This window comes from Motiliproteus coralliicola (assembly GCF_003345655.1).
Taxonomy (GTDB): domain Bacteria; phylum Pseudomonadota; class Gammaproteobacteria; order Pseudomonadales; family Balneatricaceae; genus Motiliproteus; species Motiliproteus coralliicola.
Window position 1 is genome coordinate 678,709 of the sequence record NZ_QQOH01000001.1, and the last position, 23,748, is coordinate 702,456.

General features: G+C 56.0%; 16 protein-coding genes. 10 read left to right on the plus strand and 6 right to left on the minus strand.

Features of this window, described 5'->3' with window-relative positions; all coding sequences use genetic code 11:
• Positions 1 to 13: 13 nt before the first annotated feature.
• Positions 14 to 706 (minus strand): pseudouridine synthase, encoded by a 693-nt coding sequence (locus DV711_RS03070; protein ID WP_114694171.1) that lies wholly within the window; start codon positions 704 to 706, stop codon positions 14 to 16.
• 345 nt (positions 707 to 1,051) lie between these two features.
• Between DV711_RS03070 and DV711_RS03075 the strand changes: the two genes are divergently transcribed.
• Complete coding sequence (locus DV711_RS03075) at positions 1,052 to 2,944, plus strand: propionyl-CoA synthetase (RefSeq protein ID WP_114694172.1); 1,893 nt, start codon at positions 1,052 to 1,054, stop codon at positions 2,942 to 2,944.
• 120 nt (positions 2,945 to 3,064) lie between these two features.
• Positions 3,065 to 5,059: an EAL domain-containing response regulator gene (locus DV711_RS03080; protein ID WP_133297390.1), complete on the plus strand. Its 1,995-nt coding sequence runs from the start codon at positions 3,065 to 3,067 to the stop codon at positions 5,057 to 5,059.
• Between the two features lies 1 nt (position 5,060).
• On the opposite strand, the gene DV711_RS03085 is transcribed toward DV711_RS03080, so the two are convergent.
• Entirely contained in the window at positions 5,061 to 5,768 is a 708-nt protein-coding gene (locus tag DV711_RS03085) for a response regulator transcription factor (protein WP_114694174.1), read from the minus strand.
• Positions 5,769 to 5,782: 14 nt separating this feature from the next.
• Complete coding sequence (locus tag DV711_RS03090; protein WP_114694175.1) at positions 5,783 to 8,665, minus strand: cache domain-containing protein; 2,883 nt, start codon at positions 8,663 to 8,665, stop codon at positions 5,783 to 5,785.
• Positions 8,666 to 8,933: 268 nt separating this feature from the next.
• On the opposite strand from DV711_RS03090, the gene DV711_RS03095 reads away from it, so the two are divergent.
• The 4 genes from DV711_RS03095 (at position 8,934) to DV711_RS03110 (ending at position 13,477) form a co-directional block, all read left to right on the plus strand.
• The gene (locus DV711_RS03095) at positions 8,934 to 10,568 is read left to right on the plus strand and encodes an acyl-CoA synthetase (protein WP_114694176.1); all 1,635 of its coding nucleotides are present in this window, start codon (positions 8,934 to 8,936) and stop codon (positions 10,566 to 10,568) included.
• 111 nt (positions 10,569 to 10,679) lie between these two features.
• Entirely contained in the window at positions 10,680 to 12,479 is a 1,800-nt protein-coding gene (locus DV711_RS03100) for an acyl-CoA dehydrogenase family protein (protein ID WP_114694177.1), read from the plus strand.
• 247 nt (positions 12,480 to 12,726) lie between these two features.
• On the plus strand, positions 12,727 to 13,254 hold the full coding sequence (locus DV711_RS03105; protein ID WP_114694178.1) for a glycine cleavage system transcriptional repressor: 528 nt from the start codon (positions 12,727 to 12,729) through the stop codon (positions 13,252 to 13,254).
• 25 nt (positions 13,255 to 13,279) lie between these two features.
• Positions 13,280 to 13,477, plus strand: coding sequence for a hypothetical protein (locus DV711_RS03110; protein WP_133297391.1), 198 nt, complete (start codon positions 13,280 to 13,282; stop codon positions 13,475 to 13,477).
• Positions 13,478 to 13,501: 24 nt separating this feature from the next.
• Here the strand turns inward: DV711_RS03110 and DV711_RS03115 are convergent, their stop codons facing one another.
• Positions 13,502 to 14,554, minus strand: a complete 1,053-nt coding sequence (locus DV711_RS03115) for a GlxA family transcriptional regulator (RefSeq protein WP_114694180.1) — start codon at positions 14,552 to 14,554, stop codon at positions 13,502 to 13,504.
• A 432-nt stretch (positions 14,555 to 14,986) separates the two neighbouring features.
• Here DV711_RS03115 and dctP point away from each other — a divergent pair, with 432 nt between their 5' ends.
• From dctP to DV711_RS03135, 4 genes are all read left to right on the plus strand, one after another.
• Positions 14,987 to 15,994, plus strand: coding sequence for a TRAP transporter substrate-binding protein DctP (gene dctP, locus DV711_RS03120; protein ID WP_165839980.1), 1,008 nt, complete (start codon positions 14,987 to 14,989; stop codon positions 15,992 to 15,994).
• Between the two features lie 148 nt (positions 15,995 to 16,142).
• A complete protein-coding gene (locus tag DV711_RS03125) occupies positions 16,143 to 16,691 on the plus strand; it encodes a TRAP transporter small permease (protein WP_114694182.1) in 549 nt (182 codons plus the stop codon).
• 139 nt (positions 16,692 to 16,830) lie between these two features.
• Positions 16,831 to 18,120 (plus strand): TRAP transporter large permease, encoded by a 1,290-nt coding sequence (locus DV711_RS03130; RefSeq protein WP_114694183.1) that lies wholly within the window; start codon positions 16,831 to 16,833, stop codon positions 18,118 to 18,120.
• Between the two features lie 420 nt (positions 18,121 to 18,540).
• Positions 18,541 to 20,133, plus strand: coding sequence for an ABC-F family ATPase (locus DV711_RS03135; protein ID WP_114694184.1), 1,593 nt, complete (start codon positions 18,541 to 18,543; stop codon positions 20,131 to 20,133).
• Positions 20,134 to 20,535: 402 nt separating this feature from the next.
• On the opposite strand, the gene DV711_RS03140 is transcribed toward DV711_RS03135, so the two are convergent.
• Both DV711_RS03140 and DV711_RS03145 read right to left on the minus strand, forming a co-directional pair.
• Entirely contained in the window at positions 20,536 to 20,847 is a 312-nt protein-coding gene (locus DV711_RS03140) for a hypothetical protein (protein ID WP_114694185.1), read from the minus strand.
• Positions 20,848 to 21,392: 545 nt separating this feature from the next.
• A complete protein-coding gene (locus tag DV711_RS03145) occupies positions 21,393 to 23,747 on the minus strand; it encodes an ATP-binding protein (protein WP_165839981.1) in 2,355 nt (784 codons plus the stop codon).
• Between the last annotated feature and the right edge of the window lies 1 nt (position 23,748).

The window sequence follows — 23,748 nt, forward strand, 5'->3', positions numbered from 1 at the left end:
TCGTATCCGGAGGCTAGCTTGGCTTTCGGGTACGGCTTCGCGTCGGCTTTTGGTTGCGGCCAGCGGTTTGGCGACTTCGTTGTTGCCGTTGCTGACCGGCTGATCTGCCTCCGCCAGCACGATGCTGGCCGTTACGTCTGGCTGTGGGCTGGGACTGACGTGGCAGATGGATCTGGGATTCGCGCCACTGGCCCGGCTGGAGCTGCTTCAGCTGCCATGGGCCGATGGCAACGCGGATCAACCGCAGGGTGGGGTGGCCGACCGTAGCGGTCATCCGTCTGACCTGGCGGTTACGCCCTTCACGAATTTTCAGCTCGATCCAGCAAGTGACGTCATTGTTGCGTTGGCGAATCGGCGGATTTCGTGGCCAGGGCTCGGTCGGCTCGATACGGCGACATCGTGCCGGCCGGGTCAGGCCGTCTTTCAACTCAACCCCCTTGATCAGCTTCTCGATCGCTTCATCGCTGATCTCACCTTCCAACTGGGCCCAGTAGGTCTTCTCAAGCTTAAACTTCGGATCGGTGATCTGCTGTTGTGCGCGGCCATCGTCGGTTAATACCAGCAAACCCTCGGAGTCATAGTCCAGCCGTCCGGCGGCATAAAGGCCGGGCTGGTCGATATAGTCGGCCAGGGTGCCGCGGCCATTGGGGTCAGTAAATTGTGACAGAACCTGAAAGGGTTTATTCAGTAAAACAATACGGGACATGGGGAGGATCAAAAGGGTTTGGTTGGCTGGCATCCACTGTAGCGCCGCCGGTAACGGCTCGCAAGCCGGTCGTTTGAGCGATGTTTTCACGATTGTCGACAATCACGGCCGGGTATTTTTTCTTTCTGGTTGCTGCCTGAATTTCGCTGCAGTAGCCGTATTGCGCGGGTTTTGGCGTTTGCCGCAACGGCTTTTCGCCTTTTGTCGTAGTTAAATTTGTCCTCTGAACGGTTAAGGTATTTGCCGTCAGAGGGTTTAACTGTCAACAATATCGAGAAAGCAGCGGGATTTGCCGTACTTCTTTGCTGCCATTCCTAATAACGTAAAAAGTAAAGGACCGATACCATGGCCTATTTGGATGAGTATCAGAAATCGATTACCGATCCCGCCACATTCTGGAAAGAGAAGGCAGAAGCACTGGAGTGGTTTAAGTTTCCGCAACAGATCCTGTCAAAAGACGAGAACGGCATTGATCGTTGGTTTGCCGACGGTGAGATGAACACCTGCCATATGGCGCTGGATTACCATATCGCCGCCGGTCGTGGTGATCAGGTAGCGATCTATTATGATTCTCCGGTTACCGATACCAAGAAGGCCTACACCTATACTGAACTGCGCGATCAGGTTGCGCTGTTTGCCGGGGTGCTGAAAGCCCAGGGCGTCAGCAAGGGTGATCGTGTGGTCGTTTACATGCCGATGGTTCCGGAAGCGGCGATTGCGATGCTGGCCTGTTCCCGTCTGGGTGCGATCCACTCGGTGGTATTCGGTGGTTTTGCACCGAACGAACTGGCCGTGCGGATCGACGATGCCGAGCCGAAGGTAATCGTTTCCTCTTCCTGCGGTATCGAAATTCAGAAAGTTATTCCTTACAAGCCGCTGCTTGATGAGGCGATCAACCTGTCTGCCCACAAGCCTGAGAAGTGCATCGTCTTCCAGCGCCCGCAAGCCGAAGCCAGCATGGTTGAAGGTCGTGACCTGGATTGGAACGAAGCGATGGCTTCTGCCACACCGGCTGACTGTGTCCCGGTTAACGGTACCGATCCGCTATACGTGCTCTATACCTCCGGTACCACCGGTAAGCCGAAAGGGGTTGTACGTGACAACGGCGGCCATGCCACCGCGCTGAAATACTCGATGAAAGCGATCTACGACATGGATCCGGGCGATGTGTTCTGGGCTGCCTCCGACGTCGGCTGGGTGGTTGGCCACTCCTATATCGTTTACGGCCCGCTGCTGGCCGGTCTGTCCAGCGTCTTCTATGAAGGTAAGCCGGTACGGACTCCGGATGCCGGTGCTTTCTGGCGTGTTGCCGAAGAGTACGGCGTTAAGGGACTGTTCTCCGCCCCGACCGCGTTCCGTGCGATCAAGAAAGAAGATCCGAATTCAGAGCAGCTGAAGCCCTACGATCTGTCCAAGTTGAAGTACATCTTTATGGCCGGTGAGCGTCTTGATCCGCCGACCTACCACTGGGTTAAAGACCTGCTGGGTCTGCCGGTGGTCGACCACTGGTGGCAGACCGAAACCGGTTGGGCAATCTGTGCCAACCTGATGGGTATCGAGCCCCGTGAAGCCAAGCCGGGTTCAGCTACGCTGCCGGTACCGGGCTTCAACGTTCAGATCCTGGATAACGAAGGGAATGAAGTGGGCCCGAACGAGCAGGGCAACGTAGCGATCAAACTGCCGCTGCCGCCGAGCTGTCTGCCGACCGTCTGGGGTGACTTCGAGCGTTTCCGTACCGGTTACCTGAACGAATATGCCGGCTACTATGTCTCCGGTGACGGCGGCTACAAGGATGACGACGGTTTCGTCTTCATCATGGGTCGTACCGATGACGTCATCAACGTTGCCGGTCACCGTCTGTCGACCGGTGAGATGGAAGAGATCGTTGCCAGCCACCCGGCCGTTGCCGAATGTGCGGTAATCGGTGTCAACGATCCGCTCAAGGGTCAGATGCCGCTGGGCATGGTGCTGTTGAAGGACGGTGCCGAAGTCGACGAAGCTGAGCTTGAGAGCGAGCTGGTCGGCATGGTGCGTAAAGAGATCGGTGCGGTTGCCTGCTTTAAGAAGGCGATTGTGGTCCAGCGTCTGCCGAAGACCCGTTCCGGTAAGATCCTGCGTAAGCTGCTGCGTCAGATCGCCGATGGTCAGGAATACACCATTCCTTCCACTATCGATGATCCTGCCAGCCTGCCGGAGATCTCCGACATCATGGACAGCCACGGTCTGGTTAGCCGCTAAGGCGCACCGGGAACCGAATAAGCGGGCTTTTTAGCCCGCTTTTTTTTTGTCCTAGACCTGTTACTCTGACCACTGCGAACTCAGAGGAAGGGATCCGTAGTGCAGCAGACGGTGCTCATCGTGGATGATGAAGTCAATATCATCCAGTCGTTCCAACGCTTGTTCCGCAAAGCGCCATTTCGAATACTTACCGCCAACGGGGGCCAGCAGGCGCTGGAGGTCCTGGCCCATGAGCAGGTTGACGTGGTCGTATCGGATCAGCGGATGCCGGGGATGACCGGTGCCGAACTCTTTGCCGTGGTCCAGCAAAAGTATCCCAACACCACTCGGCTGTTGCTGTCGGGCTATACCGACTTCGATGCGCTCACCTACGCCATCAACAACGGCTCGATCAGCAAATTCATCAGTAAGCCCTGGAACCGCGACGAGTTGCGCCAGAGCCTGGATGAGGCCTTTGCCCATACCGAAGAGCTGAACGTCCAGAGTGACTACGACAGCGTGTTTCAACATTCATCCCAGGGCATGGCATTGCTGGACCCGCAGTACCGGGTGCTGGCGGTTAACCAGGCACAACTGGCGTTGACCGGTCACCGGGAAGAGGAGGTGGTTGGCAAGCTGTTGTTTGATCTGATTCCCGAACTCAACCGCGCGCAGATCGAACAGGAGGTCGCGGCCCATCAGCACTGGCGCAGTGAACTTTGGTTGCTGAGACGGGATAAGAGCATCGGTCTATTCTCCCTCACCATTCAACTCAATCCTGCCAATCAGCGCCTCAGCGTAACCTGTGCCGATATCACCGAGATGCGCCGCAATGAACTCAGTAGTCGCCATGATCTGTTGACCGGGCTGCTGAACCGACAAAGCTTCGAGCGCGAAGTAGCCGAGTTTCTGACCCAAAAATCTCAGGACCAGATGCTGGCGGTGCTGTCGTTGGATCTGATCAATTTCCGCCAGGTCAATGAAAGCTATGGCCATGATTATGGTGATGAGCTGCTGTGCCAAGTGGCCTCTTCCTTGCGGGCGATGCTGGGATCCGATCTATCGATACAGCGGATCGCCCGTATCGGCGGGGATGAGTTCGCATTGCTGTGCCAGGCCGACTATAGCGCCGCGTTCTTGCAGTTATGCGAGTCCATTTTGAGTTGGTTTCAAGCGCCGATTCAGGTTCACGACAATGAGCTCTTTATGCATTTCAAGCTCGGCGTTGCGATTGCATACGGCGAAGTTAAGGCGGCTGATCTGATCAAACAGGCGGCGACCGCCGGTGCCAGAAGTGACCGGGCTCACCGATATCGGGTCTACGACGACGAGATGCTCGAGGGCGTTAAGGAGCGAATGGACCTGCATAATGATCTGCATCGAGTCATAAAAAACAATGAGCTAGCGCTGCTTTATCAACCAAAAATTGAGATATCAACGGGTCGAATCGTCAGCGCCGAGGCGCTGGTTCGCTGGAACCATCCCACCAAAGGATTGATCTCGCCGGATCGCTTTGTGTTCCTGGCCGAGGAGACCGGATTGATTCTGGATATCGGCGACTGGTGTATCAGCGAGGCCTGTCGTCAGCTGGCCGATTGGCAGCAGCAAGATGTCGGGCCGGTCAGAATCGCGGTCAATCTGTCACCGCGCCAGTTTACCGACCGGTCGCTACCCCATCGTCTGCAGGCCCTGATCAACCATCATCAGCTTCAGGGGTCGGTTCTGGAGTTGGAGGTAACCGAGAGTACACTGCTTGATGACACCGACAGGGCCATCAAGATGATGCAGCAGATCTGCTCGATGGATGTTCATTTCGCCATGGATGACTTCGGCACCGGCTATGCGTCGTTCGACTACCTGAAACGCTATCCGTTCTCGACCCTGAAGATCGACCGCAGCTTTATCATGCATATGTGCTCCAGCGAGCGTGAAGGCTCCATCGTCCAGTCGATGATCGAGATGGGCCACCAGCTCGGGCTGGTGGTGGTCGCTGAAGGGGTAGAGGAGCAGGAGCAGGCCGACAGCCTTAAGGCGATGGGCTGCGATTTCATTCAAGGCTTTCTCTATAGCCGACCGGTGTCAGCCCAAGAGCTGCAGAAGCTGTTGGTCGAGCAACCCTTCAGTATCGAGCGCTGAGTTACTCGGCTTTGCGCCACTGCACCTTGGCGGTAAACATATAGCCGGCGCCGTAGATGGTTTTGATCAGCTCCGGATTTTGCGGGTCGGTTTCGATCTTCTTGCGCAGCCGTGAAATACGGACATCGATACTGCGATCGTAGGGCTCCAGATAATCCCCCAACAACTGATCACGGCTGATGATCCGTCCGCTGCTGTTGAACAACACCTGCAACATCTTCGCTTCGGTGGCGCTGAGATTTTCAATTCGACCGTCACTATGGCGCAGGGTCAGGTTGCTGCTATGGAAGGTCCAGTCGCCGAACTGAGCCAGCTGCTGTTCGGTATCGCGCTCGGTGACACTAACCCGGCGTAGAATGCTCTTGGCCCGGGCGATCAACTCGCGTGGTTCAAACGGCTTGGCAAGGTAATCATCGGCCCCCAGCTCCAGTCCTAACACCTTGTCGGGCAGGCTGGCCCGGCCAGAGATGATAATGATGCCCATCTCGTCATCGTCGTGTAGCTGGCGAACCAGATTCATGCCATCCATATCCGGCAAGCCCAGATCGATCACGCAAAGGTTGGGGCGGTCGCGCAGCAGCGATCGCTCCGCTTCTTTACCGGTGGTAAAGAGCCGGGCCCGGTAGCCGAAATCGACCAGGGTTTCGGTGATCAAACGGCCCAGATCAGGTTCGTCTTCGATTACGTAGATCAATGCTTCAGTGCTCAAAGTCGGTCACTCCCTTAATGGCTGCGCAGGCGTTGCTGGGCTTGTACCAGCGCCTGCTGCAGGCAGGTCTTGTCAAAGGGTTTTAGCAGCAGCGGGCGGTCTTCGAGCTGCGGGTCGTCCAATGCCTCACTATAGCCGGTCATCAGCACCTGAAATGCCTGAGGTTGCACCTGGCTGGCCTGGAGCGCGACATCGATGCCCTGGGCCGTGCCCGGTAGCATCAGATCGGTGACCAGGCCGCTGAGGTCATCGATGCTGTCCAGTAGGGTCAAGGCTTCATCACCGTTAGCCGCTTCGATTACCACCATTCCCAGCTCGATCAACTGGTCCCGAATCAGGCAGCGTAGGTCCTGATTATCTTCCACCAGCAGGACCAGCCCCTGGCTCGGCGCACTGTCGGTTTGATCGTCGCTCTGGCTAGAGGCGGGGAGTGCCAACGGCTGGGCATCAGCATTAACCGCTGGAAGCAGGATTTCGACTTCGGCACCTTCGCTGTGATTGGCCAAGCGGATATAGCCAAGGGATTGTTTCACAAAGCCGTACACCATACTCAGACCCAACCCGGAACCGGCGCCGGTCTGTTTGGTGGTGAAAAACGGCTCAAAGCCACGGATCAGTGCTTCGTCGGCGAAGCCGCTGCCCTGATCGATGACCCGAAAACTGACGTAGCTGCCGGCCGCCGGGGTTTCATCAAAGTTCAGTTCGGCTGCGGTCGAGGGGTCCAGCGTTCGGCTGGCCACCCGCAGCAGCAGCTTGCCGCCGTCGGTCATCGCGTAGCGGGAGTTCAGAATCAGGTTGACCAGGGCGTCCTCAAACCTGCCTGGATCCACATCCACCGCCGGGGTATTGGCGGCCAGCGAGATCTCCAGTTCGATACTGTCCGGTAGCGAGGGGCTGAGCAGCAGCTGCAGCTCGGCCAACAGCTGTTTACAGGGCAGACGCTGCGGCGCCAGGGGTTGGCGACGGGCAAAGGCCAGCAGCCGGCGGGTAATATCGGCCCCGCGGCGGGTGGCTCTAACGGCAGGGGCCAGGTGGCGGTCGGCCAGTTCGGGTTGGTCGAGTTTCTCCTGCAGTTCCAGCAGGTTGCCCAGGATGATCGTCAACAGGTTGTTGAAGTCGTGGGCGATCCCGCCGGACATCTGACCGACCGCGTGCATTCGGTTGGCTTCGGCCAGGCGGGCTTCGGTCTGTTTCTCTTTGGTGATGTCGATCGACAGGTTCAGGATGCCGCTGACATCGCCGCGGATGTCGTAAAAGGGCAGCAGTACCCGGCGAGTGATCAACGGCTCGCCGTTGCGTTCAGCGCGATGCTCGTAATTACGGCTGTGACCCGCCAGCGCCTGCTCGATATGGGGGCGAACCTCTTCGTACATGTCGGTGCCAAGCACGGTTTCGACCCGCTCGCCGACGACTTTCTGTTTTTCCAGACCGAACATCTGCGCGTAGCCTCGGTTGGCAAAGACAAACCGTTGCTTGGTGTCGATGTAGGCCACCTGGGCTGGCAGTGCATCCAGGATCATCCGTTGGCGCCGTTCCAGGATCTCCAGCTCATCACGGGTGGCTTGCAGGTCATCGAAGGCGCGCATCAACTCCTGATTGGAATTCTGCAACTGAGCGGTTCGCTTCTGAACCCGCTCGTCGAGGGTTTGAATATTGCCGGACAGCTGATCGACCATCGAGTCGAAGGTTTCGGCTAGCAGCCCCAGCTCATCGCTACGACGGATACCGCTTTTGGCGTTCAACTGCCCGCGACTGACCCTGGCCGCCGTACGGGATAGGCGTCGGATCGGCTCGGTGATCCAGTCGGCGAACACCAGCGCCATCAAAGACGCCAGGATCAGCGCCAGCGCTGCGATCACCATGATGCGCGTACTTAATAGCTCGGCGCTGGAACGCAGATCATCGACATACACCGACGAGCTGATATACCAGTCAAAGCCGGGGATATGGCGCACCAGCGAGAGTTTGTCATAGATATAGTTGCCCGGGTCTTCGGGGCTGTCCCAGCGGTAGATCGCTTCGTTGCCGCTGTCGGACACGGCGATCAAGTCTTCCACCATGGGGCGACCGCTGACCGGATTGTTCATCGCGGCGAAGTTTTGGCCATCGATATTGGGGTTGGGGTGGATCAGCATGTTGGCCTGGGGGTCAAACACGAACAGGTAGCCGTTATTGGCGATGGTGATCTGTTCGAAGGCCCGTCGCAGGTCTTCCAGCGCTTTCTCCTTCTGGTTCTTGATCTGCTGCTCGATCTCGTCCAGGTAGACACCTGAGCCGATCACGATCCCCCATTGGGGGAAATGGCGAACATAGCTGTATTTTTCCAGTTCCTTGTTCTGTCCCAGTTTGGGCCAGCGGTAGGGATAGAAGCCTTCACCCTCGTTGATCGCCAGCTCGACCAGGTTGGGGACGATCAAGCGACCATCGCTATCGCGCAACTGTGCCGCATCGCGACCGTCGAAATTATCGGCGGGGTGAGACAGCAGCCGGTAATCGTAATCGGCCACCCACAGGTAGGTATCGGCGTCGGCGCGGAAGTCGCGCAGTTGCTGGAAGATCAGCGGCCACAGCTCAGCTTCGGTATAGCCCTGCCGTCCCATGACCACTCGCAGGCTGGCGATAAAATCGGCCGTGAGGCTGACCACGGATTCAAGCCGTTGCTTCTGGGATTCGAGAGCCTGCTGACGATAACCCTCGGCATCCAGATGCATCCGGGTCGCCAGCTCGTAGATATTGTTGAGTGCGATGCGGCTGGCATTGTGTTCGATCTCGACCACTTTCTCTTCGATCAGCGGCACCGAATACCAGTAAAAAGAGACGAACAGCGTGGCGATCATGGCCAGCATCATCGCAAAGAAACGGGTGGTGATTGCCGAGAGGCGAAGCGGTAGTCGCATGGTCTTTCCGGTGGGGTGATCAGGGCTCGAACTTACTATCATCGGGATCGACCCGACTTAGAGCCAGCGATTTTGATCAACTGGGTCGCGACTTTAGCACAAAGAAAGCGCGGAAAACGACGGATGTTACATTTGGTTAGATTTGGGCAATAGTCCGGTTACTCTGGAGCGATAATTTGTGGGTTATTCGAGGTATCGGCCTGATTGTCAGTAAGGATGATAGGGGGCGGTACCGTTTTGCTGGCACGCCAGAAAAGGAGCACCAACCGTGGTTAATAACAACAGCAGCGCCTACGAGCGCGACCTTGATAAGCAAGCCGCTAATTTTTCCTCGCTGTCGCCGCTGAGCTTTCTAGAGCGCGCGGCCGCGGTTTATCCGAACCGGGCGGCGATGGTTCATGGTCCCGTTCGTCGTAACTGGGCCGAGACTTACCAGCGTTGCCAGCAGATGGCTAGCGCACTGTCCAAGCAGGGGATCGGCAAAGGCGATACCGTTTCGATCATTGCCCCCAATATCCCCGAGCATTTCGAGCTGCACTTTGCCGTGCCGATGTGCGGTGCCGTATTGAACGCCATCAATATTCGTCTCGACGCCGAAAGTTTCTCTTTCATTCTGAAGCACGCCGAAACCAAGGTGCTGTTCGTCGATAAAGAGTTTGGTGAAGTGGTGAATGAAGCCCTGGCCAAGCTGGATGAAAAACCCCTGGTGATTGGCATCGATGATCCGACCTGGACCAGCGGCGAATTACTGGGCGAGCTGGATTACGAAGCTTTCCTGGACAAGGGTGATGCCCAGTACGACTGGCAACTGCCGGGCGACGAGTGGGATGCGATCACGTTGAACTACACCTCGGGCACCACTGGCGACCCCAAAGGGGTGGTTTACCACCACCGTGGTGCCTACCTGAACGCGATTAGTAATGCGGTTTCCTGGGGCATGGGCCAGCATCCGGTCTATCTGTGGACGCTGCCGATGTTCCACTGCAACGGCTGGTGTTTCCCCTGGACCGTCGCAGCGATGGCCGGGGTCAATGTCTGCCTGCGTCAGGTTCGCCCCGATGCGATCTATGAGCTGATTAAGGCTGAGAAAGTCGGTTACTTCTGTGGTGCGCCGATCGTTCTGAACATGCTCAACAACGCCCCCGACAGCATGAAGGACGGCATAGAGCATCAGGTCAAGGTGATGACCGCCGGTGCTGCGCCGCCCGCCGCCGTGATCGAAGGGATGGAGTCCATGGGCTTCGAGGTCACCCATGTTTACGGTCTGACCGAAACCTACGGCCCGTCGGTTGTCTGTGCCTGGCACGACGAGTGGAATGATCAGCCGCTGGAAGAGAAGGCCAAGCTCAAAGCCCGCCAGGGTGTGCGTGCACCGATGCTCGACGGTCTGATGGTTGCCGACCCGACCACGTTGCAGCCGGTCGCCCGCGACGGCAAGACCCTGGGTGAGATCTTCATGCGCGGTAACCTGGTGATGAAGGGCTACCTGAAGAACCCGGCCACCACGGCTAAGTCGTTTGACGGCGGTTGGTTCCACTCCGGTGACCTGGCGGTTTGGCACGAGGATGGTTACATCGAGATCAAGGATCGCTCCAAGGACATCATTATCTCCGGCGGTGAGAACATCTCCAGTATCGAAGTGGAAGACGTGCTCTACCGTCACCCGATGATCGCCGAAGCCGCCGTGGTAGCCATGGCCGATGATAAGTGGGGCGAGACGCCTTGCGCCTTCGTCACCCTGAAGGACGGCGAAGATTGCACCGAGCAGGACATCATCGACTTCTGCCGCGAGCATCTAGCACGCTTCAAGGCACCGTCTCGAGTGGTGTTCGGTGGTCTGCCGAAAACCTCCACCGGCAAGATCCGTAAGTTCGAACTGCGCGACCGGGCCAACGAAGACTGATCGTTGTCATCCGTTCCCACCGGCTGCCGCTACAGGCGGTAGCCGGATTTTCCCATTTTCTACCGATAACGATGCCGGTGATGGTCAATCACTGCCGGCTCGGGAGTTGTTATGTCTGATTACTTCCACCCATACCGCGACGCCGAGTTTATTCTCGAGCAACTGGTCAACTTCGATGAACTGAGCCAGCAACTGAACCTCGATGGGGTCAACCAGGAACTGGCCAGCGCCGTGATCAGCGAAGCCGGCCGTTTTGCCTCCGAAGTGTTGGCGCCGCTCAATAGCGTCGGTGACCAGCAGGGTGCAATGCTGAATGAACAGGGCGTTCAACAAACCCCAGGCTTTGCCGAAGCCTACCAGCAGTTTGCCGAGGCCGGCTGGACCTCGTTGACCGCCGAAGAGGAGTTCGGTGGTCAGCAGCTGCCCCAGGTTCTGGGTACCGCAGTCAACGAGATCTGGCACTCGGCCAACATGGCCTTCGCGCTCTGCCCGATGCTGAGCCAGGGCGCCATCGAAGCGCTTTGTGCCCATGGCAGTGAAAAACTGCAACAGCAGTATCTTGAGCAGCTGATCAGTGGCCGCTGGACCGGCACCATGAACCTGACCGAACCCAATGCCGGTTCGGATCTGGCGGCGGTCAGCACCAAAGCCGTTGCTGAAGGCGATCACTACCGCATCAGCGGTCAGAAGATCTTTATCACCTGGGGTGACCATCAGATGACCGACAATATCGTTCATCTGGTGCTGGCCCGCCTGCCGGATGCGCCGGCGGGGGTGAAGGGAATTTCGCTGTTTGTGGTGCCCAAGTTCCTGCTGGATGAGAACGGTGAACCGGCCGAGATGAACGATGTTCGCTGTGTCTCGCTGGAACATAAACTGGGCATCCACGGCAGCCCCACCTGCGTGCTGAGCTTCGGCGACGAGGGTGGTGCGATCGGTTACCTGGTCGGTGAGCCAAACCGTGGTCTGATGTACATGTTCACGATGATGAACAGCGCCCGTCAGTCTGTCGGTCTGCAAGGTCTGTCGATCTCCGAGCGCGCCTACCAGCAGGGTCTGACCTATGCCCGTGAGCGCACCCAGGGTCGCCGTGCCGATGGTAGTGCCAAGCCGATCATCGAGTACCCGGACGTGCGCCGCATGCTGTTGACCCTCAAGACCGGCAGCGAAGCGATGCGTGCGCTGGCATTGGTCGCATCGGCCGAGCTGGATCGTGCCCAGATCGCTGGCGATGCCGAGCAGGCCAAGACTCATCAGTTGCGGGCGGAGCTGATGACACCGATCGTCAAAGGCTGGATGACCGAGTTTGCCCAGGAACTGACCAGCCTGAATGTTCAGATCCATGGTGGCATGGGCTTTATCGAAGAAACCGGTGCCGCTCAGCACTTCCGAGACGCACGGATTCTGCCGATCTACGAAGGGACTACCGGTATCCAGGCCCTGGATCTGATCGGCCGTAAGCTGCAGATGGACCAGGGCGAGAGCTACCGTTCACTGCTGGCGGAATTGACCCAGACCGCACGTCAGTTGGAAACCGGCTCCGATCCGCGTCTGGCCAAGATCGGTCGCAAACTGCTCAAGGCGATCGATGCAGCCAGTTCGGCGCTGCGCAAGATCCTGGAAGAGGGCAACGACCGGGCCGAACTGAACGCCGGTATCTGCGTCCACTTCCTGATGCTCAGCGGCTTTCTGGTTGGCGGTGGTCTGCTGGGTCAGGCGGCGGTGGCCGCCGCTCAGCTACAGCGCCAGGCCGAGGAGTCCGGCCAAGCACTGGATCCGCTGTGGGACAGCAAGATCTCGAGCGCCGAGTTCTTCGCAGTCCAGCTACTTCCGCGAGTCGGTTACCTGGCGGAAATCTGTGCCTCAGAATCGCTGTCAGCGATGGCCGGTGAAGATTGCTTTGAACAGTAATCACTGCGGCTAGATCCGATCGACAAGGGCAGCTTAAACGCTGCCCTTTTTTTGTCTGTCAAAATTGCTACCACTATCGTCACCGCTCGGCTGACGCAATCGCCTATCTCTTGTCGCGTTCAAACAGACGCTTCTAATCAGCATCCTTTAGTCTGCGGCCATCCATTGTTGTCATGAGTGGATTGTCGCGATGAGTAAATCGTCGTGATGGGTAGATTGTTGTCGATGTGACGGAGGTGAAAAAATAATGAAAACAACCCTAGTTATCAGCCTGATCGGCGAAGATCGTCCTGGTTTGGTGGAACTGCTTTCTCAACGGGTTTTGGAACTTCGCGGACATTGGCTCGCCAGTCAGTTCTGCCGTTTGCAGGGCCAATTTGCCGGCACCCTGCAGGTCAGGGTCGCCAAGGAACATAGCATGGCGCTGAAGCAGGGGCTGCAACAACTGCAAAGCCAGGGCTTGCAGGTGATGGTGGCCGACGCAAAACCGACGCGCCAGGTTCCAAACTACGGTTTACAGCTGAGGTTTGTCGGGCCGGATCGATGCGGCGTCATTGCGGAGATCAGCGAAGCGCTGCGCTCGTTGGGCGTATCGATCAATAGCCTCGACAGCCATTGCGAACCGGCGCCGATGAGTAACGAGTCGATCTTCCACGCCTGCTTCGACACCCTCGTGCCGGTATCGGTCAGTTGTGATCAGTTATCCCATGCCTTGGCAGAATTGGCGCCAGAGCTTCTACTGGATCTAGAATCAGTGGAAGCGGATGTCAGTTGAGCACAGATCAGACGGAGTCAGGATGATGGATAACTACGATTTTCGGGTCAGGTTAGTTGAGGAAGATCAGCCCTGTGATTATCGGGTTCGGTTAGCCGGTGATGACCAGCCCTACGATAACCTCGTATTGCTGGTATCCGGAGGGGAACGGGAAGACTATCGAGTCAGCGTGGTGGAGGACGACAGCCCCCATGATCTGGTCCTCAAGGTCGTTCGCTGGTAAACCATCGGCAACGCGTCCTTGGAATCATCCGCTGGCCGATTTCTGTTGCCTGGCCTGACTGGGCGACAGACCGAAGTAATCCTTGTAGCAATGGCTGAAGTGGGTTGAGCTGACGAACCCGCTGGCCAAGGCGATATTGGCAATCGAATCGCTTCCCTGTAACAGCAGGCGGCGGGCATGGGTGATTCGAAGCTCGAGGTAGTAGCGCGAAGGGCTGCTGCTGAGATGGCTCTGAAACAGCCGCTCAACCTGACGACGGGATACCCCGGCTAATGATGCCAATTCATCGATGCTCAGCGGCTCCTCGATATTAGATCCCATCAGCTGCAGCAGGTCTTTGAGGGGCTCGGGAAAGCTGGCTTCTTCATCACTTTGCACCGGCTGTTGATCACGGTTTTCCGCCACCTGGTCGCTGCTGAGGATTTCGCGGATCGCACGAACCGTGTCCCGACCTTGGCTGCGTTCGATCAGGGCCAGCATCATATCCAACGCGCTACTCGGCCCCGCACTGGTGGCGCGGCCCTCGGTGATGACACAGACCTGATCCGACAATCGCACCTTCGGGAAGTGTTCGCGCATAAACGCATGGTTATCCGGATGCAGGGCGCATTCCTGCTCGTCAAGCAAGCCGGCTTGGGCCAGCGGCACGGCACCGTTCCAAAGCGCCCCCAGCACCGTGCCGGATCTCGCCACGGTCTTGAGTTTCTGGCTCAGAACCGAATTTTCCCGCAACGAACAGCGGAACCCGCCGCAGACGATCAGCATCTGAAGCGCCTGATCTCCGTCTACCGGCAACTGGTCGATACGGCCGTTGGTTGAGATATTGATACCCAGGTCGCTTTTCACCGTTAGCGAACCCATCCCGTAGGTGCTGAACTCAAATAACGGCGTCGCGCGGACCAGATTAGCGGTTACCAAGGCATCGACGGCGGCGGTAAAGGCCATTAGCGAGAAGTGTTCTTGCAGCACAAAACCCACCCGGATCACCGACACGGATGTCTGATCTGCGGGTAAGAAGGCGCTGTTGGTATTGCGCATACTGTCGCTGAAATGGCGTTTGTCTTTTTGATCCTGCATCGCTCCGGCCCTCAACTGCTACAGCGGATATTACCCCTGAATTATATCGCAGAACAGAGAAGGGCAATTAAACGTAAATAGTTGTTCGAAGATGTAAACGGTTAATTACATAAGTATCTATAAGTTGTAATTGTCTATTTACAAAATCTTGACGTAAATAGCTTGGTAATGGTTTTTGAGTTGTAAAAACAGCGTTATAGAGCGGCTTGTTATTTCTTGTTTACATCTCAAAACAACTCACTTTATTTGAAATAAATTCGCTGTTTTTCGTGGGGTGGCACATTGCGTCAGTGAGGGTTATAAAAATTAAGCGCCGACGATGGAAAGGGGACGGAGAATAAGAAAACGAGTTCATCCGCCCGCTTTTAATTAAGCAACTCCTTCGCGATGCAAAATAAAAATAACCATCTACAGAATGATGTGGAGCATACCATGAAGAAACTGTTTAACCGCTTCAACCTCAAAGCCATTACCGCAGGAACGTTGATGATTGGCGCTACGCTGGCAACCTCAGCCCAGGCCGCCACTACGTTGCGGATTGCCACTACCCATGCCCCTGACCAGTATGCTTCCGAAGTGATGCGCCAGATTAAGAAAGATCTGGAGGGCGCCGGTGTCGATCTCAAAGTCAAACTTCATATGGCCAGTCAGCTGGGATCCGGTGAACAGCTGATGGGCGAGGCGGTTCGCGGCAGCATCGATATTGTTCACGCCTTCGTCTACAGCCACAAAGATCCGGTGCTGGAGATCAATTCACTGCCGTACCTGGTCTCCAGTTACGATGAGATGGAAAAGGTATTCAGCCCGGGCTCCAACTTCTACAACCTGTTCGATCAGCGCATGGACCGCCTGGGTTTGAAACTGTTGGGCGTAACTGGTGAAGGCTTTATCGGTGTGATGTCATCGTCCAAGCCGGACAATTACCAATCCACCGACGCCAAGGGCCAGAATGTTCGCGTCTGGAGCGCCCAGGCGGCCAAGCTGGCAACCCATGACCTGGGTTATACCACCACCACCATCGACTGGGGTGATGCCTTCCCGGCGATTCAGCAAGGGGTGGTTGACGGCATGATTGGTGCGACGCCTGAGGCGACCTACACCACCTTCAAAGAAGCCATCAGTCACTACGTACCTTACAACGCCTTCGTCGAGAATACCGCTTACTACGCCAGCAAAAAGACCTGGGAAAGAAAGTTGAACGACGAGCAGCGTAAGGTTGTCGCCGACGTGTTCGCCAAAGCGGCCGCCACCTTTGTCGATTGGAGTCGGGAGAACGATCTGGCCAACCTGAAGAAGCTGGAAGCCTTTGGTGTTGAGATTCTGCCGCTGAGCGATGCTGAGCGCAGTGCGATCGCCCAGAAGATCCGTACCCAAACCTGGCCGAAGCTGGAAGAGCGCCTGGGTAAAGAGGTGCTGGATCAGGTTGTCGCGGATATCTGATAGCCACGAATCCTAGCGCTTCGTTTGGGCCATCCGTGTTTCAACGTGATGGCCCGTCTTCCTGACTGATCCTGATTCGAACAACGATCTGTTTAATCGACAGGGGATCAGACTCTTGCCTGCACAATAATGAATACAAGGGTGGGGTATGCATTTAAATATACCGAAACCGATCGGCGGGCTGGTAAATATTCTTCTACGGGCCAAAGAATATTTTCTGGCTGCAGCCAGCCTGGTGATGGCTGCAGTTTTCTTCTGCGTCGTAATTTTACGTTACCTATTTGATGCGGATCTATTTGCCTACGAAGAGTGGGTGCTGATGATCGCCTTTTGGGTTTACTTTCTGGGCGGCGCAATGGGTAGCTATGAGAATACCCACGTCAAAGCCGACTTCCTTTTATCGTTAATCGATAACCTCAGAACCAAATGGATCGTGATTAATATCACGCTGTTTGTTGAAGTACTGATTGGTTGCGTACTGACCTACTGGGGTTGGTTGATGCTGATGGAGGAGGTCAATTACTACCCGGATTGGCAAACCACCACCGGTCTGGGATTGCCTTTTGCGATCCCCAAATTGGGCATCTTTCTCGGCTTTGTGTTGATGACCTTCTACACCGCGCTGCACCTGTATAGCGGTTTACGCGATGGCCCGACCGAAGAATGGGAGGCCGATGAGGCACCGCCCCATCTGTAGCCCGGTCCGTCACCGTTGATAGGGCGGTTGCTAATCCGCTGCTCGATCCCGTTATCCCAAGCTTTTCAACGCCTGAATGCCGTACAGCTTTCCTATTTTGGCGAGCTGCGTGTCGGGCTTTGCAAAACGGAAAATTATTATGCTTATTTTGCTGACACTTCTGGTGATCTGCCTGGCGCTGGTGGCCGGTATTCCGGTGCCGTTCGCCTTCGGCCTGGCATTGATCTATATGTCGTTGACCGGCGACCACGATCCGGCCGGTTTTCTCACTTCTGGCCACTGGCGCATGAACGTGCTGGTGCTGCTGGCCATCCCGCTGTTTATCATGGCGGGCACCATCATGGAGCGCGGCAAGATTGCGCAGCCGCTGGTGGAACTGGCCGAACTGTTTGTGGGCCGCTTTAAAGGCGGTATGGCTTATACCTCGGTGGGTGCCAGTGCGGTATTCGGCTCCATCGCCGGTAGCGCCACCGCAACCCTGACCTGTATCGGCAGCATCATGATGCCGCAGCTTCGCAAGGCCAATTACCCCGAAGGGCTGTCGGCCGCGCTGATCACCAACGCGGCGCCGTTGGGACTGCTGATCCCGCCCAGTGCGATCCAGATCATCTATGCCTGGGTAACCCGCCAATCGGTACTGAAGTGTTTTCTGGCCACCATCGTGCCGGGAATGATCCTGGTGGTGCTGCTGTGTATCGTCAACTACGTGATGCTGCGCAAACACAAGGATATCAAGGTGATGCCCCGCTCGGATGACATGGTGGGCGACGTGGTGAAAAAGTCCCGCTTCGCGCTGCCGGCGCTGCTGATGCCGTTTATGATTCTTGGCGGCATCTACGGCGGTATCATGACGCCGACCGAAGCGGCGGGTATCGCGGTGATCTATGCCATTCCAGTCGGGTTCTTTATCTATAAGGGCCTTAATGTCAGCAACTTCAAAGAAGCCCTGGTGCAATCGGCCACCACCACCGGTGTGGTGATGGTGATGTTCTTTATGGTGATGATCGTCAGCCGACTGTTTATCTTCGAAGACATCCCTGAATTGGCTAAAGAGCTGATCTTCTCGGTGTCCGACAACCCGATCATCGTGCTGATCATGATTAACGTGGTGATGATCCTGGTGGGGATGCTGATGGACGATGTCAGCGGCGTGCTGCTGGCGTCACCGCTGCTGTTCCCGATCGTGTTGGAGTTGGGGGTTGACCCGATTCAGTTTGCTGCCATTGTCGGCGTCAACCTGGGGATGGGTAATATCACCCCACCGACCGCGCCGCTGTTGTATCTAGGCTCACGTGTAACTCAGGTGCCGGTCAAGGCGATGCTGTACCCAACGCTGATGATGATCCTGTTCGCATGGATCCCGACCCTACTGATCACCACCTATGTGCCGGAAGTATCACTGTTCCTGCCGAACTGGTTGATGGGATAACCCTAGCTGACGGAACTTCCCATAGTCTGGCAACCGCCCGCTCCTTCATTTTGGAGGAGTAGGGCGGCGTCGCTTTTCTTATGCTTAAAGCCAATATCTGCAATAACCCAAAACAATCTGTTGAACAAGGATCTATGAGAGGCTGGTTTCGCCCAAAAGCGGACATTGGGGCAACGCTTGTTAGGAGTCTCCTATCAACACTCTTCTGTCGCTGACGATCCATCTGCTAGGGATCTTCTGAATAAACCTATTTTCCAGTAAGCGGACGTTGGTCCAATTGAAGCCGATGGAACGAACTACGTGACGATTCTCGTGGTCTGTCCCTTATCGCCCGAACCTCAGACCGTGTATACTCCGCGCCTTCTTGCTTTTTCGCCCACAGGGCGTACCGCGTTAACTCCTCCATTCCGGATTCTGACTGTGCTGACCACCGCAAATCTCGCCATCCAATTTGGCGCCAAACCCCTCTTTGAAAATGTTTCCGTCAAGTTCGGCGATGGCAACCGCTACGGCCTAATCGGCGCCAACGGTTGCGGCAAATCCACCCTGATGAAGATTCTCGGCGGCGATCTGGAACCCAGTGTCGGTAACGTCTCCAAGGGACCGCACGAACGGATCGGCAAACTGAAGCAGGACCAGTTCGCCTACGAGAAATACAGCGTGGTAGACACCGTGATCATGGGCCACGAGGAGCTGTGGGCAATCAAAGCGGAACGCGACGCCATCTACGCCAAGGCGGAGATGAGCGAGGCCGACGGTATCCGCGCCGGCGAACTGGAGGCGGAATTTGCTGAGCTCGACGGCTACACCGCCGAGTCCCGTGCGGGTGAACTGCTGCTGGGGGTGGGGATTCCGCTGGAGCAGCACTTCGGCCCGATGAGCGAAGTGGCGCCCGGCTGGAAACTGCGGGTGCTGCTGGCGCAGGTGCTGTTCTCGGAACCTGACATCATGCTGCTGGACGAGCCCACCAACAACCTCGACATCCACACCATCCACTGGCTGGAAGGGGTGCTCAACGCCCGCACCTGCACCATGATCATCATCTCCCACGACCGTCACTTCCTGAACAGCGTCTGCACCCACATGGCGGATCTGGATTACGGCGAATTGCAACTGTTCCCGGGCTCCTACGATGAATACATGACCGCAGCGACCCAGGCCCGTGAACGGCTGCTAGCCGATAACGCCAAGAAGAAGGCTCAGATCGCCGAACTGCGCACCTTTGTCAGCCGCTTCTCTGCCAACGCTTCCAAGTCGAAGCAAGCTACCTCGCGCGCCAAGCAGATCGACAAGATACAGCTCGAGGAGGTTAAACCCTCCAGCCGCCAGAACCCCTTTATCCGCTTCGAGCAAGATAAAAAGCTGCACCGACTGGCGCTGGAAGTGGAAGGACTCGGCAAGTCCTATGATGAAGCCCTGTTCAGCGGCCTCGACCTGATGGTCGAAGTCGGTGAACGCATCGCTATCATCGGGCCCAACGGAATCGGCAAAACCACCCTGCTGCGCTGCCTAGCCGGTGATCTCACCCCCAGTGCCGGTAGCATCAAGTGGTCGGAAAACGTCGCCATGGGCTACTACGCCCAGGATCACGCCGCCGACTTCGAGATAGACAAGACCCTGCTCGACTGGATGGGGCAATGGGGCAAAGAGGGGGACGACGAACAGGTGATCCGCGGTACCCTCGGCCGGCTGCTGTTTTCGCAAAAGGAGATCGATAAGTCGGTCACGGTGATCTCCGGTGGGGAACAGGGGCGGATGCTGTTCGGCAAGATGATGCTGCAACGCCCCAACGTGCTGGTGCTGGACGAACCTACCAACCACCTGGATATGGAATCGATCGAGTCACTCAATCTGGCACTGGAAAACTACTCCGGCACGCTGCTGTTTGTCAGCCACGATCGTGAGTTTGTTTCCTCACTGGCGACCCGCATCATCGAGCTGACCCCCACCGGCATCAACGACTTCCACGGCAGCTACGACGACTACCTGAAGAGTCAGGGCGTGGAGGGATGAGTCGTACCGCCCTGTTCGCCGATGTGCAGAATCTCCTGCGTTTAGATTACGAGAAAATTCTACTTTTGAGCACCGCTGTTTTCGGGGGGATTACCGTTCGTCGCAACCAACATACCGGCAATGGTTTACTTGTTGGCCTTTTGCTTGATCTCTTTCGTTGTATGCCTAGTTGGTGTCGGAATCTGGGCTGCTATTGAGCTGTACTGTCGCGAGCATTTTTTTAAGTCAATAATCAAGGCTTGAGCGTCCGGTTTGGGGCGGCAACTGCCTTCTAGTTATCGAGGGTTTCAGGTGGCACTGACCAACACAAAGCAGCCGCTGGCGACTCAGCGATAACGATAGTGTAAGGGGCCGAGCGTTAGCGAGGTCCCAGCGACCGAAGGGAGCAACTTAACACCCTTGTTATGAGCCACCTTTTTCAACCTCAAATTGATCTGGAAATACAGCGAGCCCGTGACCCATTACTTCATCACCTGACCGCCACTCTTTTTCTACAAGAACTGAATTATCAGTATTTATATGGACAACGGAGAAAACTTCACCAATAAAGGACTTTAACTCTTCCACTTCATCTTCTGGTAGAGGTGCCAATATTCTTTCATCGACTTTTAGGACTCGAATATCATCGCCTAGACGCACTTCATTTCCGTGTTTGTCCGTGGAGAACTCTTTGCTCTTTCCATAAGGACTTTCAGTATGTTCGATCATTTCCATTTCAATCCTTTTTAGAAACTTCTAAAGCTCATAACAGCTTTATTCTTGTGCGCGCTCGTTTTGCCATATCGATGTCCTGAATACAGGTTGGCAAGTAGCTGAATAGAAAGGAAGATTAGAAAACACCTGTCATCTTCCTCCTATGAAAACGAGCATGCGCATATATCTTGATGGGGTGGCACAGTATCTCGGTGCCTGCTTTCCCTAAGGCACTGATCATGCAGGATTTGATGGAAACTTGCCAGGGCAAGCCGTGCAGCCCGTTTTGGCAAAACGTGCGTCTTTTTCTCAGCCCTTTAGATATGCTGTATTCATGACCAGTAGTCGTTAATCTTCCGCATGCTCTGTGATATCGCTTTTGGACACGCAGTTGTCATAACCAAGCAGACCGCATGTCCACTTTCAGGCTCAGACTGATTGTCCAGGGGGAGGAAACTTAAAGTGGCAGCTTTGGGGCGATAGCTGCCTGCTAGCCTGCCTGAAGCTGATTCTCACTTTGACCCAATTGATGGCGCTCCATAGTTCGAATGTTCGGTTCGGCTTAGTTAACAACGACAACTGCTTATCGCCATCCTCATTGAACCCCTTAAAGCCTCAACCAACTCAATATCTGGCTGCCCGTTCACTGGTAATTCCCCGTCTTCGGCCTCGACTTCAAGCTGTCTGAGTAATCGACTGGCGCGAATAAACCCCAGGGTGTCGCAAGCACCAGCGAGCTTGTGGGCCAGTTCGGCGCAGTCGACCGGGTCTTGGTCTTCCAGGCCTTTGAGCAGGGCTGGCCATAGCTCTTGGTACACCTCGCAGAAGCTTTCCATTAGGGCAGCCAGCTTTTTGTCACCCAGCAGTTTGCGGTGAATGTCCAACACCGAATGATCGACCAATGGTGTGGTTTCGATGACGGTGCTGGTGGGTGTTGTTGTGGTTGCCGACGTGGTCGTAGTCGCAAAGGGAACTTGACCCGATTGATCAATAAAGTCGAGCAGTTGTTGTTCTTTGACCGGTTTGGCAATCACATGATGGATACCGACCTCGGGGTAGCGGTGGACATCGTCAGGGCGTACGTTGGCAGTCAGTGCCGCGATGGGCGTGTGCTGATTCACCGAGTTAGGATCGGCGGTAATTTTGCGGCTGACCTCAAGACCGCTGATCCCGGGCAGGTGCATATCCATCAAGATCAGATCAAACCGCTGCTGCATGGCGATGTCGACGGCGTCGGGGCCGTTTTCTACCACCGTGACCCGGTGACCGTAATGATCCAGTAAGCCCAGCACTACCTGTTGATTGATCCGCATATCTTCCACCAGCAGGATCTCTTTGCGGCTGGCGGGTTGGGGTGGTGGTGCTATCTGTTGAGGAGCGGGTTCAATGCGCAAAGGCAGCTCCAGCCAGAAACAGCTGCCTTCACCCAGATCGCTGTCCAGCCCAATACGGCCGTTCAATGCGGCGGCCAGCTCTTTGCAGATCGTTAATCCCAGGCCACTGCCGCCGAAACGTCGGGTGATACTGTCATCAGCTTGGGTGAAGCGATCGAAGATCAGTGACTGCAGCGAAGGATCGATTCCGATACCGGTATCTTGCACCGTCAGTCTCAGCCATTGGCTGTTGTCGTCGCCACTTAGCTGAGCTGCAGCTAGGCTAACCGATCCCGAGTCGGTGAATTTGATCGCATTGGATAACAGATTGGTCAGTATCTGCCGCAGCGCGCCAGCGGCGCCCAAACAATCATCGTTGATGCCAGGATCAATCTGCAGGTTTAGCGCCAACTGCTTCTGTTCTGCTCCAGGTCCCATCAAGGTGATCAGACTATTGAGCAGCGTTGATAGAGTGAAATGGGTTTCTTCGGCGACATAGGCACCTTCGACCAGTTGGCCGTATTGCAGCACATGATCGAAGGTTTCCAGCAGCGCATCGCAAGCTTCGTGAAGCACTTTGACCTGGTCGTTCTGATCGCTGCCGAGGTCGTTCTTTTCCAGCAGCTGGATCATCCCCAGCATGCCGTTCATTGGGGTGCGGATCTCATGGCTCATCGTCGACAGAAACTGTGACTTGGCGTTGTTGGCTTGTTCGGCGGCCTCTTTGGCTTGTTGCAGGCTCCGGGTGCGCCGTTCCACCATCGTCTGCAACTTGTCGCGGTTATAGCGCAGTGCCTGTTGCTCTTCGTCCCGTTGCTGACGGTCATGGCGGATCGCTTGGCGCATTTCGTTCAGGGCCGATGCCAGTTGATCCAGCTCATCCGGCTGTTGAGGGGCGATACGATCTAGCTGCAGCGGGTGATCGAGTCTGCCGGCTCCGATCTGGTGACTGTAATCGGCCATCGCTTCCAAGTGTCGGGTGATCAAACGATAGAAGATCACCACGATCACCAGCACGATCAGCATTACCAATAGGGTCTGGCTCAGCAGGGTATTGAGGCCGTTTTTCCACACTCGCTGATCGATGGCCTGGATATCGAAGAACACTTCCAACTGTCCTAACGGATAGCGCTCACCTGAGGCCGACAGATGCACCAGATCAAAGGCTTTGCGCTCAAGCTGGTGCGAAGGGAGGTTCGACTCATTGGTTGTAGGCGTGAAAGCACCGAGACGATCCTGGTAACTGAGTTGGAGGTGTCCTACATCGGGCAGACTCCTAATCCCTTTGAGTTGCAGCTCAACCTGGGCCCTATCCAGATCCCATAAACTCTTTGCCAGGGTCTCCAGATAGCTGGACTGGATCAGTTCGGCCTGATGTTCAAGGGAGCGTAGTTCACGACGATAATCCAGATTCAGTTGCAGCGCGGTTGCACAGAGCGTGAATAGGATTCCGGTGGCGAGTACGTAACCGAGGATTCGATAGCCCAGAGGGTGTTTCTGGGCATAGCCAGTCAGGTTTTGAAGACGCATCGATAGGCGATCAGACATG